This is a genomic window from Shewanella sp. SG44-6 (assembly GCF_014164185.1).
In the GTDB taxonomy this organism is placed as follows: Bacteria; Pseudomonadota; Gammaproteobacteria; order Enterobacterales; family Shewanellaceae; genus Shewanella; species Shewanella vesiculosa.
In genome coordinates this window covers 1-16,343 of record NZ_JACJER010000105.1, presented here as the reverse complement: position 1 = coordinate 16,343, position 16,343 = coordinate 1, and the positions used below count along the sequence as shown (strand labels likewise).

Genomic DNA, 16,343 nt, shown 5'->3' with positions numbered 1-16,343 from the left:
ACTCTATTAGCAAAGCAATGACTTATTGTTTGCCATCTTTAATCTGGAGCAAATACATCATGTTATATACACTGAATGATTTAAAAAGTTTAGCTATTCACGCCTCTGATGGCGATATTGGATTAACTAAAGATTTTTATTTTGATGACAAGCATTGGGTCATCCGATACTTGGTGGTGGAAACGGGATCTTGGTTATCAAGCAAAAAAATATTGCTTTCACCCATATCAATCAAAGAGTTTAATCAGCAGCAGAAGACGCTTACTGTCACAATCTCAAGAGAGCAGGTAAAAAATAGCCCTGACATCGATAGCGAAAAACCCGTCTCTAGGCAGCATGAGGTCGATCATATGGAATATTATGGTTACCAACATTACTGGGGGAACACAGGTATTTGGGGAAGTGAGCCCAGTCCTAATATGATGTCTCCTGGTTATTATAGTGTCGCGCCAAAACCAGATAACATAGATAACTCAGAGATGTCCGCAGACGTCGATGCTGCATTATCACGGGATGATGATCATCATCTGCGCAGTAGTGAGGCCGTGACGGATTATCATCTTGATGCGATAGACGGTGAATTGGGTCACTTACAAGGTATGTTGATAGATACCGACACTTGGGCTATTCGTTATTTGATTATTAACACCAGTAATTGGTGGTTGGGTCATCTAGTTTTGGTTGCGCCCAAGTGGATTAAAGAGGTGAGTTGGCCTACCTCTAAAATTTATGTAGATATGACGCAGCAGCAAGTGAAAGATGCACCCACCTTCGACCCCTCAGTGCCTTTTAGTCTTGAACATGAGCAAAATTTGCAAACTCATTATGGTCGTAATGATAAATAACCTTATTACCTCTTTATCAGGGCTTTGGCTGGTGTGTTTACGTGACACATTTAAATAATTTCAATGTGAAAATATAGGCAATCTCAGTTAGCCATTGTGTTCTATTGGCAATTAACTTTTTATTAGTATGTGAAAATACAACACTAATTTACATTTAATACGAGGGCCTTAGGTGCAAATTTGTATCCCTTGGTCGCATCTTAAAAGAAAAAGTCATTGATAATCAATGGCTTTTTTCTTTCTGACATTTGAGTAATCATATTCTCAGACCAAAAATGGAAAACTGAGACATATGTGCCCGCTTTTGATAACAAGATGTCGAGTCACAAATAGCACCTATTAAACCGCATGGCATTGGCCGTTAATTGACTGACTCTTGGTTTTCTGCTGATATAACATCTTCCTACTGACCAAACCGCGCGATATCGCCATCGGGCGTGCTGTGGTCGATAATGATTAGCCCCGGTTTTTAGGTTATTTCAATTTAATCATGCTGACTATTTAAAGGCAGGGTTTGTCTCAGCTGCTAAGTGACAAACTTCATATTTCTGACTCAATATGTGTACAGGTGGAGTGATAATCGACATCTGGAATAGCACAAAATCTATCGCAACCTCATCGCTAAATCATTATGTTATTGACTCAATAAGTGGGCTTCATGGTTGATTTTGAGTATAGATTTGATGTTGAAAGTAACGAATTTTAAAGAGATATTATTCTCATCATTAATTACAGCTTTGGCATTAATTACCAACCTTTTCACTACTTAAATATCACAAAAATACAACTTAAGTTGCTGTTATAAAATAAAAATAGTCAAACTTAGACTAGCTCGTTTTTGGCAGGTATGATGAATGAACATAACGCGTTACTATGCCCAAATTGTCTTGGAGAAATTATGAACAAATCAATATCTTGTATCGCCGTTTTGGTTTTACTCACCGCGGCTTGCTCTGAAGCCCCGAAAGAAGACATTGCAGCTAGTACGAGCCAAGTTCAAACAGATGTTGCCAATCCTGTGCCTGTGGGTGACAGCAGTCAACATTCGCTCGATTGGGCAGGTAGCTATGAAGGTGTGTTGCCTTGCGCAAGTTGTGAAGGTATACAAACCCTAATGACACTTAAAGCTGATAATAGCTTTGTTGAGGAAACTGTTTATTTGGGCAAAGACGAGAAAATTTTCAAACTGATTGGCAAAGTGACATGGGGCGAGCATGGCCAAAAAATCATCTTGCCAGATGGCACACAATATCTAGTTGGTGAAAATCAGCTGATCAGATTGGACACTCAAGGCAATAGAATTACTAGTCAGCTTGCTGCTAATTATGTGTTGAAAAAGAAACCATAGCAGCGGGTTTATATCAAGAACTGAACTTCGCACTTCAGTTTATGGTAATGAAAAATACTCTAGCCTCTAAAACATTAAATATTAACAGCTCAACCAGGGAACGGTTATCAGACTCAGACATGAGTAACTCTTATCGATATTGACGATATCAATTCTAGTTTGGGCTGTACCGCAATATGACATATTCAGCTAAAGCGTGACTTTGAATCCACAAGTACCAAGGATCCGCTATCGAGATTGCTCACCCACTTAGTCATTAATGGCGTTAGGTCAGCACGAATACTAAGCAGGCTGATGGAGCTCTGTTTGAAATATACATCTATTTCAACGCTAAGTCGGTGTGCTTATTGAATGTAAATCTAACTAAGTATTGATACTTAAAAGTGCTGACGGTTGTCGATAGCCCTTTCTACAGTGGGTGTTGAGCCTGCTTCTCCTAATCACTATGCAATCTAAAAGCCAACTAAATACAAGGTGTTCAGCAATCATAACGACATTTATCAACTTGAGATCAAACGCTCAAAATCAACATTTTCCGCATTAGTGTGTAAATTTATTGCTGTATTATTGTTCTGTAATTACTATTTTTGATACAAAAAAATCTTTTAAGTAACATTCCATAGTGCATTTATCTTATAACGATGCATTGCCTTTTCCAATTGACTATAAGAAGTATTCAATGAAAAGTATCAACACTCTTACGACAGCCTCAGTGCTGTTACTTATTTGCAGTAGTCCAGTGCAAGCCGATAATTTCTCTGCTGATAACTACCTGTTTGGTGATATCGGTGGTATTCGCAGCCAGATGCATAATGCTGGTGTTGACGTTAGCTTAGGTTATACCTTTGAAACAGGTGGCAACCTAAACGGTGGACAACGTCATGCGACTAGCTATGCCGACCAAACTGTCCTTGGTGCTAATTTCGACCTCGAAAAATTACTTGAACTGTCCGGTGCCAACTTCCACGTTGCGTTAACTAATCGAGGTGGGCAGAGCCAAAACATTAATGATAAAGCCGAAATTGGCCAATTAATGCAGTCAATAGAAGTGTTTGGTCGTGGCCGAGTTACCCGTATTTCAGAATTCTACTATGAGCAAAATTTGCTTAGCGGTGACCTCAATATCAAATTAGGCCGAATGAATGTGGGCGCTGAGTTTGGCGATTTTCAGTGTGAATTTGCCTATCTTGGATTCTGTGGTTCGCAAGTTGGTAACTTTAATTCAACTATATACAACTGGCCTATCAGTCAATGGGCTGGTGTTGTTAAATATCAGCTAGCGCCAGAGTGGTATGTCAAAACAGGTATTTACCAGATGAACCCAAGCTGGCTTAAAAACAGCCAAAATCTTAATTTAGGCAGTCCTCACGGCACTTTGGGGATTACGATTCCTGTTGAACTTGCTTGGATGCCGAAGATCAATGGCTTACCGGGTACTTATAAACTCGGTTATTGGCATGATACCGTTGGCGGTGAAGACCTTTACTACAATGAAGAGGGTAACCCCTTGATTATTGATGGCGGTAAAGCACGCCAACATGACAGTAAAGATGGGGCTTATTTTGTTGCTGAGCAACAAGTGACTTCTGTTGGCGGTGATTCTGATCGTGGTCTTAGTGTGTTCTTTATGGGGACGTTAAACGACCAAGATATCACTTCTGTTGATCACTCTTTGGCATTAGGTGTTAATTATCAAGGTCCATTTGCAACACGTGCAAATGATAAATGGGGCTTAGCCGCAACCTATTTACATGTAAACGATAGTTTTGCCGATAGTGCGCATCTTTACAATAATAATCATGTAGTTAATATGCCTGTCAAAGACACTGAGACGGTAGTTGCAAGCTATTATAAATTTCAAGTCACTAAATATGCTGCTATTCGTCCTGAAATTCAATACATCATTAATCCAGGTGCTATCAGTGAGAATGACGATACTTGGGTGGTGACACTTAAAGGTGATATCGCATTTTAAGTAAGGTTCAAATGGCAAGTTATTGTCAGAGTCACTTAATTGAGTGCTAATAAAGATATTGCCGTTATATTAAGTTTTTCGATTTTATGAAAAATGAGTGAGTGAAATCCACATAAAAGGATGGTTTGTAACCTTTATCGATGGTTTGAACTATTTAGGATGTTGGTAACAATTAGGTAATTTTGTTACCGACATCATATCTTGGAGATCTGATTGTGACATCACATCTTAGCTTTGTTAAATTGATGTCTGATCACTCACGTAGTCACCTCGACTATTCGAGGTTTCAACCAAATAGTGTAGTTATTCCTACAAATTAAGGAGTGGTAATCGTTGGTCTCCTTAATAAGTACATTAAGTTGTACTAATAGTCTGATTGATATTGGAATAGTGAGTAAAAATGTAAGCAGCCGCTTTTTTACTTTACCTATTCCACTGCAATAAATAAAAAATACACTAATATTATGCAGTTAAGTGTTTAATTCGGAGTTCCAATGAACAAAAAAACTTCAACCACTATTCAGTTGCTCGCCCCTTTCACAGGAGTTTGCTGTCCACTGAGTCAGGTTCCTGATGCCGCATTTTCACAAAAGATGGTCGGCGATGGTCTAGCGATAGACCCCATTGAAAACATACTTCACGCGCCATGTGATGCCACTATTAGTCAAATACACCCTTCAAAGCATGCCGTGACCTTATTAACTGCCACAGGCATTGAGATTCTGGTTCATATAGGTGTCGACACCGTTAAATTGAAAGGCGAAGGTTTTAAGGCTTTGGTTAAGGTGGGGGATGTTGTCAAAGCCAAAACGCCACTCATTGAGTTAGATTTAGATAAAGTAGGTTGTAGCGTCAAAAGTTTGCGTACAGTGATACTGCTTACCGATATGACAAGAATTATTAACTTAACTCCGACCATGGAAAAATGTGTTAACGCCGGAGATTTGTTGTTTAGTGCTGAGTTAGCTGCGGCAGGTGAAGCGCTAACAAAGTCAGATGACATGATAAGCTCAGACCCTATCGTTGTCATTAATCCAACCGGTATCCACGCTCGCCCCGCTGCCGCTATCGTTACCGCGATTAAGTCATTTGAATGTGACGTGATGATTGAAAAAGCAGGCAAGCAAGTCAATGCCCGCAGTGTGGTTGGTCTGATGGGGTTAGACATCGCTTTTGGGGAGCAGATTGTCATTCTCGCTAAAGGCAAAGATCAACAAGCGGCAATCGCGGCATTAGCTGAGGCGATAAGCTCAGGTTTAGGTGAAGAGGGCGCAGATGCATCACAGGTGACTAACAAGGTTAAAAGTGATTTTGATCCTTTTTCCGAGCCGTCACTGCTACTGCAAACAAGCCAAGATCCCCGTCAGTTAATTGGGGTAGAGGCATCTCCAGGTCAAGTGAGAGGGCGTTTATATGTGATTAACGCTGAGGTGCCTAAATTTGACACTTTTGCTGATGATGCACAGGTTGAGCAAAACATTCTTGACGATGCGATGAAAATAGCCGATGCCACTTTAGCTGAGTTAGTTGAAGAATTACAGCGCAAAAATATGGGGCAAAAAGCCGATATTTTTGTCGCTCATCAAGAGCTAATGTCAGATCCAGATTTGTACGACGATTGTATTATTGAGTTACAACAAGGCAAGTCAGCCCCGTATGCTTGGAGTAAGAGCATCTGCCGCCAAGCCGATAAACTTGCTGGGATGGATAATCTCTTGTTGGCTGGACGTGCAACGGATCTTATGGACGTCGGCAACCGTGTCTCACGGATTATGGCGGGATTATCTCAAGACACGATTCCTACTGATCTCCCTGAAAATACTATTCTAGTCGCTAAAGATTTAACCCCTTCTGATACCGCAAAACTTAATCCTGCATTTGTTAAAGGCATCTGCACCACATTAGGTGGGGCATCGAGCCACAGTGCTATTTTGGCAAGAGCAATGGGCATTGCTGCTATGGCTGGCGTTGAAGCTAAGATCATGTCCTTGCACGGTACCGAGGTATTACTCGACACCGCTAAAGGCTACCTATTATTGTCGCCAACCGAAGCTGAAATGACTGAATTGAACGTCATTAAAGATGCTGCGGAAGAACAAAAAGCCTTAGCTTTTGCGCAAAAAGATGAAACAGCCGTGACCTTGGATGGAGTACGGTTTGAAATCGCCGGTAATATTGCCAAAGTCAGCGATGCCCAGAAATTAGTCGACATGGGTGGTGAAGCCGTTGGCTTATTACGCTCAGAGTTTCTATATCAAGATCAATCTGTTGCTCCTTCAGAAGATGAACAGGAGCAAGTCTATCGTGCGGTACTGCAGACCTTAGGCCAGAGACCATTGGTGGTGCGCACGTTAGATGTCGGCGGTGATAAGCCCTTAGCGTATTTACCTTTGCCTAAAGAGGATAACCCATTCCTTGGAGAGCGAGGGATCCGGGTTGGTTTAGATAAACCGGCAGTCTTACGCCAACAAGTACGAGCCTTATTGAAAGCGGCCGATGCAGGTAACTTACGCATTATGTTCCCTATGGTGGCGTCTTTGTTCGAGCTTAAGTTAGCCAAACAAGTGGTAAAAGAAGAAGCCGAAAAATTGGCGATTGATATCAGTGGTATTCAGATTGGTATCATGATTGAAGTGCCATCAGCTGCTGTAATGGCAGATGTATTAGCTGAGCATGTTGACTTTTTCTCTATCGGTACCAACGATTTAACTCAATATACTTTAGCGATTGATCGTGGTCACCCAAAGTTGGCTGCCATTGCTGATGGCTTACACCCAGCAGTATTACGCCTTATCGATATGACCGTTAAAGCCGCGCACGCCAAAGGTAAGTGGGCTGGTATTTGTGGTGGCTTGGCTGGCGAAAAAGATGCAGTGCCGATATTGGTTGGTTTAGGCATTGATGAATTGTCCGTGAGTGTGCCTTCGATCCCTGAAGTGAAACATCAAGTACGTCATCTAAATCAGCAAGCTTGTCAGCTTATCGCTGCTAAAGCGATGAGCTGCGCAGATGCCAAAGATGTTCGAACATTAATGCGAGATCCTAATACGCTAATAGCTGTTAAAGGCGAGATCTAAAAAGCGTTGATCACTTGGTTATCTATTGAAATTTCTAAGGTTGTATTATGACATCTAAAACAATAAAAACAGCTAAGCCGAAGAAGGCCATGATGAGTGGCGCATTTTCGGTATTACAAAAAGTGGGTAAATCGGTTATGTTGCCGGTTTCTGTATTACCTGTCGCGGGTATTCTGTTAGGTGTTGGGAGCGCAGGTTTTAGCGTATTACCCGATATCGTCAATGTGTTAATGGTCCAAGCGGGGGAAGCTATCTTTGGCAACATGGGATTACTTTTCGCCATAGGTATTGCGTTAGGTTTTGCTAAAAATGATGGTGTGGCAGCTATGGCGGCATTGGTTGGATACGCCATTATGGTTAGAACCATTGGTGTACTTGAACCAGGCACAGATGTCGGGGTGTTTGGCGGTATGATTGCAGGTGCAATTGCGGCTTCGACATTTAACCGCTTCTTTAAAATTCAATTGCCTTCTTATCTGGGCTTCTTTTCTGGTAAACGAAGTGTACCTATTATTACCGGTTTTGGAGCGATTTTTGCTGGCGTTATCTTATCGTTTATTTGGCCTCCGATAGGCAATGCTATCGCTGCATTTTCTCATTGGGCGGCATATCAAAACCCAACATTAGCCTTTGGTATTTACGGTGTGGTAGAACGCTCGTTAATTCCAGCTGGTTTGCACCATGTATGGAACGTGCCTTTCTTCTTCGAAGCGGGTAATTGTGTTGACAGTTTAGGGAAACCGGCAACAGGCGTACTGACATGTTATTTGCAAGCAGACGATGCTAGCCGAGCTGCGGGTAATGGTTTTGGTCAATTAGCCGGCGGTTACTTATTTAAAATGTTTGGTTTACCAGCTGCTGCAATGGCGATTTGGCATACTGCGCGCCCAGAAAATAGAGTGATGGTCGGCAGTATCATGATTTCGGCGGCGTTAACTGCATTCTTAACCGGGATCACTGAACCTATTGAGTTTGCTTTCTTATTTGCGGCACCGTTACTGTATGTTGTGCATGCATTAATGGCTGGTTTTGCTTATGTTTTAGTGAATATGTTGGGTGTGGTTCATGGAACCTCGTTTTCGCATGGCTTAATCGATTTCCTTGTTCTTTCTGGTCATTCGCAAAAAATCTGGTTGTTGGTTGTTTTAGGCCTCATTTATGCTGTGCTGTATTACATGGTATTTAGATTCTTAATCTTAAAGTTCGATTTGAAAACGCCTGGACGCATGGATATTGAATTAGAGGTTGTATCAACACAAGGAACGGAAAGAGCGCGTAACTTTATTGAAGCCTTTGGTGGCCCTGAGAATTTAACCAATGTTGATTCTTGTATCACCCGTTTACGTATGGATGTGGTTGATACCAGTAAAGTGGATCAGGCGAGATTGAAGCAACTCGGCGCTAGTGGTGTGTTGATTTCAGGCAATGCCGTACAAGCTATTGTGGGGACTATCGCCGAAGTGTCACGCACTGAAATTGATGAAATGCTCGCTTCTGGTGGTTATGTTGTTGCTGGTCCTGTGGCAAGCACAGAAACGGATGCCGTTAACATTACGTCTAGTGATCGCCAGCAAGCGCTTGCCATTCAACCACTTTTAGGTGAGGTCAGTTCATGTCGTGCAATTGCAGATAACCGTTTACGCCTTGAAGTGAAAGATGCAAGTCAATTAGATAAGACGGCTTTGCAAGCTCAGGGAATTGAAGCCATATTGGTATTAAATCCGAATTTGGTGCATTTAATTTTTAATGCCAATACTGCGGGTATCGCCAATGTATTGAACGAGACTTTTGCCGATTAAACCTGAGGTTCAAGCCAGTAATAATGGTGTTCTTTACCTGTAACGGTTAAATCAGTGTTTACGTCCTCAAGCGCCTATTGATAGCCAATAGGCGCTTTTTTAGTATGGTGTCTGCCGTTTAGCCTCACTTATCGCATCTCTTATCTCGAGTGTAGAACGTACTATATTTACGTTTCACTCTCTAATTGACTCAAGTGCTGCTTAATCAGTGCTATCATTGCTTGCGCGGCAAAAGACAAATGCTTTTGCTTACGCCAAAACAATGATAATTCCCAGCGTAAGTCTTCACTTGCTAAAGGAATATTGACAACCGCGCCAACTCGATATCGTTCGGCAATAATTTTTGGCAATATCATGACTCCTGTGCCAGCGGCTACCAGGGCAATACCAAAATCAGCATGACTGACTCGAGTGATATTTGTTGGCTTAAATCCCGCCTTTGCACATGCCTCAAGTACCAGCTCATATAGGGCATATTCGGGTTCAAACATCACTTGAGCCAATAGATTAAGCTCACTGAGTTGGAGTATTGATTTACTCGCGAGCACATGGGCCGAAGGCAATACGACCACCATTGAATCATTACGTACGCGAATACCATCAAATTCATCGTCAAAATCAATGATGCCTGTTGCAAGTTCAATTTCATCTTTATGTAAGGCCACTGTTTGTTCAATCCCGCCGCGCACCAGTAACTGCAATTCAACGTTAGGATGTAGCTGCCTAAATTTTGCTATTACTGGAGCAAATAATTCGGCGCTGCCTAAGGGAGCTAAGCCTAATTTAAGTAAACCGCCACTTAAATTTCGCAAATGATCCAGCTCGGTTATCATCAGTTGGCGACCTTCTAACAAAGTAGACGCATGGCGATAAACAACTTGCCCCGCTTCAGTTAAGCGGATCTGAGAGCCGCGTTTTCCGCGCTCTAGTAATACCATATCAAGCTCTTCTTCAAGCAAGCGTATTGCCTTTGAGAGAGCGGGTTGAGTAACAAATGCAGCATGACACGCTTTAGCGAAACCACCGGCGTTAACAACCTCAGTGAAATAGTGCAGTGCTTTAAGATCCATATGTATAACCAAAAGTGATTAAATAAATCATTAATATTCATTTTTTTTATGAATTAAGCAAGAGTAAACTGTTCATATTAACTAAAAACACCCAGTGTGAAATCAAATGTTATCTTCATTAAATACCCATAGCGCCTTTTTAAAGTGCCAAACAACCTTATTCATTCAAGTGAGTGGTCTGTGCCTATTTGCTTGGTTATGTCAGTGGGCTGCTCAATCTGTTGATTCAATTATTCCCGGAAGCGTTATAGGCTTAGGCATTCTATTAGTCTTATTGTCATGCCACTGGGTACCCGAAAAAATCGTTAACCAAGGTTCAGCATGGTTAATTGGTGACTTACTGCTATTTTTTATTCCGCCAGTTGTGGCGATTACCAAATATCAATTAATACTCGAAAGCTATGGTGCTGAGCTGATTATATGCATGTTACTGGCCAGCACTAGCGTGTTATTAGGCACGGCATTTATCGTTGATAAGTTATTTAAGTTTGAACGTAAACAAAGGTTAAACAGCATTACATCACAGCGCTTACACCTTAAAGAAACTCCGCTCAATTTTGAATACAATAGGTAGTAGCATGAATGGTTCATTATTAGGCTTTTTGTGTTTGTTACTCACATTGGCAGGCTATTACTTTAGTAAGCGACTTTATCTACGCCGGCAACGTGTTTGGTTTGCTCCGATCATAATGGCACCGACGATTATTTTGCTGACCGTGGTAATATTTCAAATCCCACTGGCTGACTACTTTCAATTTACCCATTGGCTACCCGCGTTATTGGCTCCTGCGACTATCGCGTTTGCGGTGCCCATTTATCGGGAGCGTGCATTGATTAAGCGTTACCCATTAACCATCAGTATCGGGGTGATAGTGGGGTTATGTTTGGGCGTGGGATCATCATGGTTGATTATTCAATTTACCCATATGCCGTCCGAGCTGTCTAAAAGCTTGATTGTTAGATCGGTTTCAACTCCGTTTGCGATTGAGGCCACGAGCGCATTTGGTGGTATACCGGAATTAACCGCAATGTTAGTTTTGGTGACAGGTATTATGGGCATGCTGATTTGCGATCCCCTTTTTAAAGCTGCGAACATAAAAAGCAGCTTAGCCAGAGGGATTTCTTTAGGTGCATCAGCACATGGCGCTGGAGCGGCTAAAGCGAATCAAATTGGCCGGGAAGAAGGTGTTATCGCCAGTTTAACCATGATTTTTACCGGTATTGCCATGGTCATTACCGCGCCCTTATTTGCATTGCTTTTTTAATCGCGAGTGTTTGGCTTTGTATATTGAAATCACAACAAACCCAATCGTAGGTTTACAGGTCGTACTGGCTAGTGATTTTATAGAGTCTAAATGTAAATTGATGATTCCCAAGAGCATAGGGTTAGTCCGATAAAAGCCATAATACAAATGTCGAGTTGATTAGCTTGTCGGGCTCCGAATTACTTGATGTCAATTGGAAGCGTGATGGTTATCATGGTTCACAAAAAAGTAATCTTGTATCTGTGTAGTTAATTAATATGACCTTAAGCCTCATTTAAATCATGGGGCTTTTTTGTTTGTTGCTAAGACATTCGGGTAACTGTGTGCTGGTCGTTAATCGCTTAATGGCCAGTGGTGCATATCGTGGCCATATGGCGATATCGCTGGGATGACAAACGATAATCAATATTCCAAAAACGCTGGGCTATCAATAAAGGTGTTGAGTGGGTTGCTCCATAGTCAGACAACTTTTTATTATTACTGCCAATCGTTATAGTGTGACGCAATAGTTGTATTTTAGTCGCAACTATTGATGGTACTATTTATTGTTAAGCTGCTCAGTAAAAACTAGATGGATGACTATGTTAAACGTTACCTCATTCTGATGTATCATTGACCACAGTGCGGCAAAATATATTGTTAATAATTAGTCGTATACGTGTTTAGTGCTTACGAGTGTTGTCTGGATATAGGATTTATGTGATGTGGTTTCAACGAGAGATAACACTTAAGCCTCACCGGCGTGGATTTCATTTAATCACCGATGAAGTGATTGCGAAGCTACCACAGCTAAGAGATATCAAGGTTGGCTTATTGCATGTGTTTATTCAGCATACTTCGGCATCACTGGCCATTAACGAAAATGCCGATCCGACAGTGCGTGGTGATATGGAGCGACATTTTAATGTGCTAGTACCAGAAGGTGCGCCATACTTTGAGCATACTTTTGAAGGGGCAGATGATATGCCTGCTCATATCAAGTCGACCTTGATTGGTTCTAGTCAGTCCATTCCAATTACCAACGGACGATTGAACCTAGGTCTCTGGCAAGGGTTATATTTATGCGAGCATCGTGATCATGCTGCGGCGCGCACGATTATTGTGACGCTTCAAGGTGAATGATTAAAAAGGTTAAATTGTAATACTTAGGTAACAAAGCTGTTTGTTTTATATGCATCTTTTGCGGTCAATGGTGACTTTGCTTGTGTAAGTAAATGTAAAGATGTTAAATTCATTCAGATAAGTGAGATGTAATGAATGTAACTTTTAGCTGCGAAATATTGATATAACATTTTGCAAATAAATGTTTTATATATAAAAAAACGGCCCTAAAATTCAAAAATGAATTACGCATAATAATAGGTGGGTTAACGTGATATCTGTATATTTGGTTGACGACCATGAACTCGTGAGAACGGGGATCCGTCGTATTTTGGAAGATGAACGCGGTATTAAAGTCATCGGTGAAGCGCCAGATGGAGAAACAGCAGTACAGTGGTCTCGACAGAATGAAGCTGATGTCATTTTAATGGACATGAATATGCCAGGTATGGGCGGCTTAGAAGCTACCCGTAAAATTTTACGTTATCAACCAGATGCAAAAATTATCGTGTTAACGGTGCAGACTGAAGACCCATTTCCGACCAAAGTGATGCAGGCGGGAGCTTCTGGTTATTTGACCAAAGGGTCAACATCACCTGAAGTGTTGCGTGCTATTACTCAAGTGGCCCGTGGTCAGCGGTATTTATCGCCTGAAATTGCTCAGCAAATGGCGTTGAGCCAATTTAATCACTCTGATGAGAACCCATTTAGCAGTTTGTCTGAACGTGAATTACAAATCATGATGATGATTACTAATGGCGAGAAGGTGAATGACATTTCTGAAAAATTAAATTTAAGCCCGAAAACCGTCAATAGCTATCGTTATCGGTTATTCGCTAAGCTTGGGATCGGCGGTGACGTTGAGTTAACCCGTTTAGCTATCCGTTACAAAATGCTTGATACAGGTTCATTTTAGTCAGGAATAGTGTATTCCTCGCAACGCATTAAGTAGCTTTAATCATGTCCAGTGGTTTTAACGCCAAATCTTTTTTAAAAAATGTTACCTCAGCACCTGGTGTTTATCGTATGTACGATAAGCGCCAGCAGGTTATTTATGTTGGTAAGGCCAAAGATCTCAAAAAACGCCTGACTTCTTATTTTCGAGCTAACATTGCCAATGTAAAAACCCAAGCATTGGTCTCGCATATCGATCATATTGATGTAACCGTTACGCATAGCGAAACCGATGCGTTATTGCTTGAAAACGATTACATCAAACAGTACATGCCTAAATACAATGTGTTGCTGCGTGATGATAAGTCTTATCCGTATATTTTATTGAGCGGCCATAAGCATCCTCGATTGGCATATCATCGCGGTCCAAAGCGTGAAAAAGGCCATTATTTTGGTCCTTATCCCAATGGCGGCGCAGTGCGTGAAAGTTTGCACTTAATGCAAAAACTGTTTCCTATCCGCCAGTGTGATGATTTGTACTATAAATCGCGTTCTCGTCCTTGCTTACAGTATCAACTGGATCGTTGCAGTGCGCCTTGTGTGGGGATTGTCAGTGATGAGGAATACAGTGAGCAGGTCAAATTAGCCAGTTTATTTTTACGCGGCAAAGACAAGCAAGTGATATCTCAGCTGGTGGCGAAAATGGAAACCGCTGCAATTGAGATGGAATACGAACGAGCGGCTCAGTATCGTGACCAAATTACCGCATTAAGGCGTGTAGCAGAGCAGCAAGAAGTGTCTAATCATAAAGGTGATATGGATGTCATTGGTGTCGATTACGCCTCTGGTATTGCCTGTTTTCATCTATTGTTCATTCGCGACGGTAAAATATTTGGCAGTCGTAGTTATTATCCTTCTGTACCAGCAGAAACTGAAATCGAAGAAGTGCTGTCGTCATTTTTAGGTCAGTTTTATTTAAACGCGGATATCCAGCGCACTATTCCTAAAGAAGTCATTCTCAGCCATCACTTTGATGGTATAAAAGAGTTGGAAGCATCGATAGAGCATGCACTGGATAAAAAGTTTGAGTTAAAAACCCAAGTGCGTGGCGACAGAGCTAATTTCTTACGCTTAGCGATGACCAATGCGAGTAATGCTGTTGCCACCAGGTTGTCGCATAAAAACACGGTTGAGCAACGATTCCAATTGCTTGAAGAGGCACTTGAGCTTAATGAGCCGATTAAGCGAATGGAATGTTTTGATATTAGCCACACTATGGGCGAAAGCACTGTTGCCTCCTGTGTGGTGTTTAATCGTGAAGGGCCACATAAAGCCGATTATCGCCGCTACAACATTACTGGCATCACGGGGGGTGATGATTATGCAGCGATGGAACAAGCAATCAGTCGTCGCTTCGACAAAATTGATAATAATGGCAAAATACCTGACTTAGTCTTTATTGACGGTGGTATTGGTCAATTAAGAGTGGCGCAAACGATTGTCGATGAGAAGTGTGTCAATATCGACCATCCACCGTTACTTATTTGTGTGACCAAAGGTGAGGGCCGTAAAGCAGGGCTTGAAACCTTTATTGTTGGTGGCAGTGAGCAAAGTTTTGATATTGCGAGTGATTCACCAGCATTTCATTTAATGTTGCATATTCGTGATGAGTCCCATCGCTTTGCGATTACCGGACATCGTAATAAACGTCAGAAAACGCGTAACACCTCAACCTTAGAATCTATCGCCGGAGTCGGGCCTAAAAGACGTAAAGCTTTGTTGCAACATTTAGGCGGAATACAAGAGGTGAAGGGCGCTAGCGTGGCAGAATTGACAAAAGTTCCCGGAATTAGCTTAGAAATGGCACAAACAATTCATGATGCATTGCGAGGGGGCTAAAATTAAGGCAAGATTGGCGCTGCTTCTGACAAATTGGTCTTTTTATGCCGTTTAATTTACCTATTGCACTGACATTATTCCGTATTGCTTTGTTACCTGTATTCATCGCGGTTTTCTATTTACCATATTCATGGGCACCATTTGTTTCGGCATTTATTTTTTGGCTGGCCGCTTTGACCGATTGGTTGGACGGCTACGCTGCACGTAAACTCGGGCAATTAACCCGATTTGGGGCTTTTTTAGATCCTGTAGCTGACAAAGTGATGGTGTCGACAGCATTAGTGTTGTTGGTTCAGCAAAATGACAATGTGTATTTAACCTTAGCTGCATTATTTATGATTGGCCGCGAAATTGTTATTTCAGCCTTGCGTGAATGGATGGCTGAAATAGGTAAACGCGGTGTTGTTGCGGTGTCTTGGATCGGTAAATACAAAACAGCCACGCAAATGATCGCCATTATTGGATTAATTTGGAAGCCTACACCTTGGTTAACTGATGTGGCTTATGGGTTGTTTTATATTGCAGCTGCGCTGACGTTCTGGTCGATGATGAGTTACATTTCAGCAGCTTGGAAAGATTTAACGGCAGAATAGCGTAATAATAGTTCAATAAGATTATTTAGTGTGCAAACAGTCAAAAATGCATAAATCAATAATTGACACACGAGGTTAATTCGGTAGAATGCCACCCCGTAGACAAGTGATGAGTCAACAACAAACCCTAGGGCGCGATGTTAACCAACACGATTTATGAATAGTTAGCTCAGTTAGATAGGTTGAAAAACGATACCTTTCTTTTTGATGTAATGAAGCATAAAAATGATTGAATACGCGACATTAGCTCAGTTGGTAGAGCGATACCTTGCCAAGGTATAGGTCATCGGTTCGAACCCGATATGTCGCTCCAATTTCTTATCTTATCCGATGGATTTGAATTTGGTTAAAGATGGCGCGATGGCAGAATGGCTATGCTACGGATTGCAAATCCGTCTATCTCGGTTCGACTCCGGGTCGCGCCTCCACAAAATTGCGTTTAATGGTTACTTTTAGTAGCGGTTAAAACAACACTTT

At 41.6% G+C, this 16,343-nt stretch carries 12 protein-coding genes and 2 tRNA genes; 13 read left to right on the top strand and 1 reads right to left on the bottom strand.

The genetic code is table 11. The annotated features are described in order from the left end of the window. The 5 genes from H5185_RS16460 to ptsG form a co-directional block, all read left to right on the top strand. Positions 1-845: PRC-barrel domain-containing protein (locus tag H5185_RS16460; RefSeq protein ID WP_259396243.1), on the top strand; the 845-nt coding region annotated here is incomplete at its 5' end. A gap of 898 nt (positions 846-1,743) precedes the next feature. Next, positions 1,744-2,193: a copper resistance protein NlpE gene (locus tag H5185_RS16455; protein ID WP_182723319.1), complete on the top strand. Its 450-nt coding sequence runs from the start codon at positions 1,744-1,746 to the stop codon at positions 2,191-2,193. Positions 2,194-2,872: 679 nt separating this feature from the next. Beyond that, entirely contained in the window at positions 2,873-4,168 is a 1,296-nt protein-coding gene (locus H5185_RS16450; RefSeq protein WP_182742644.1) for a carbohydrate porin, read from the top strand. A gap of 494 nt (positions 4,169-4,662) precedes the next feature. Beyond that, positions 4,663-7,245 carry a phosphoenolpyruvate--protein phosphotransferase gene (ptsP, locus tag H5185_RS16445; protein WP_220494483.1) on the top strand — a complete coding sequence of 861 codons (2,583 nt, stop codon included), beginning with the start codon at positions 4,663-4,665 and terminating at the stop codon, positions 7,243-7,245. 47 nt (positions 7,246-7,292) lie between these two features. Beyond that, positions 7,293-9,044: a PTS glucose transporter subunit IIBC gene (gene ptsG, locus H5185_RS16440; RefSeq protein ID WP_182723321.1), complete on the top strand. Its 1,752-nt coding sequence runs from the start codon at positions 7,293-7,295 to the stop codon at positions 9,042-9,044. A 167-nt stretch (positions 9,045-9,211) separates the two neighbouring features. Here ptsG and H5185_RS16435 read toward each other — a convergent pair whose 3' ends face one another. Further along, entirely contained in the window at positions 9,212-10,114 is a 903-nt protein-coding gene (locus tag H5185_RS16435) for a LysR family transcriptional regulator (RefSeq protein ID WP_124016353.1), read from the bottom strand. Between the two features lie 106 nt (positions 10,115-10,220). Here H5185_RS16435 and H5185_RS16430 point away from each other — a divergent pair, with 106 nt between their 5' ends. The 8 genes from H5185_RS16430 (at position 10,221) to H5185_RS16395 (ending at position 16,294) form a co-directional block, all read left to right on the top strand. Next, positions 10,221-10,688 carry a CidA/LrgA family protein gene (locus H5185_RS16430; RefSeq protein WP_182723322.1) on the top strand — a complete coding sequence of 156 codons (468 nt, stop codon included), beginning with the start codon at positions 10,221-10,223 and terminating at the stop codon, positions 10,686-10,688. A gap of 4 nt (positions 10,689-10,692) precedes the next feature. Further along, complete coding sequence (locus tag H5185_RS16425; protein ID WP_124016355.1) at positions 10,693-11,379, top strand: LrgB family protein; 687 nt, start codon at positions 10,693-10,695, stop codon at positions 11,377-11,379. Positions 11,380-12,081: 702 nt separating this feature from the next. Further along, positions 12,082-12,501 carry a secondary thiamine-phosphate synthase enzyme YjbQ gene (locus H5185_RS16420; protein WP_182742643.1) on the top strand — a complete coding sequence of 140 codons (420 nt, stop codon included), beginning with the start codon at positions 12,082-12,084 and terminating at the stop codon, positions 12,499-12,501. Between the two features lie 250 nt (positions 12,502-12,751). After that, on the top strand, positions 12,752-13,396 hold the full coding sequence (gene uvrY, locus H5185_RS16415; RefSeq protein ID WP_011638098.1) for a UvrY/SirA/GacA family response regulator transcription factor: 645 nt from the start codon (positions 12,752-12,754) through the stop codon (positions 13,394-13,396). A 44-nt stretch (positions 13,397-13,440) separates the two neighbouring features. Then, entirely contained in the window at positions 13,441-15,273 is a 1,833-nt protein-coding gene (gene uvrC, locus H5185_RS16410; RefSeq protein WP_124016365.1) for an excinuclease ABC subunit UvrC, read from the top strand. A 44-nt stretch (positions 15,274-15,317) separates the two neighbouring features. Then, positions 15,318-15,866: a CDP-diacylglycerol--glycerol-3-phosphate 3-phosphatidyltransferase gene (gene pgsA / locus H5185_RS16405; protein WP_124016366.1), complete on the top strand. Its 549-nt coding sequence runs from the start codon at positions 15,318-15,320 to the stop codon at positions 15,864-15,866. A 237-nt stretch (positions 15,867-16,103) separates the two neighbouring features. Beyond that, positions 16,104-16,179 (top strand) — tRNA-Gly (locus H5185_RS16400). A 41-nt stretch (positions 16,180-16,220) separates the two neighbouring features. After that, positions 16,221-16,294, top strand: a tRNA-Cys gene (locus H5185_RS16395). Positions 16,295-16,343: the final 49 nt, after the last annotated feature.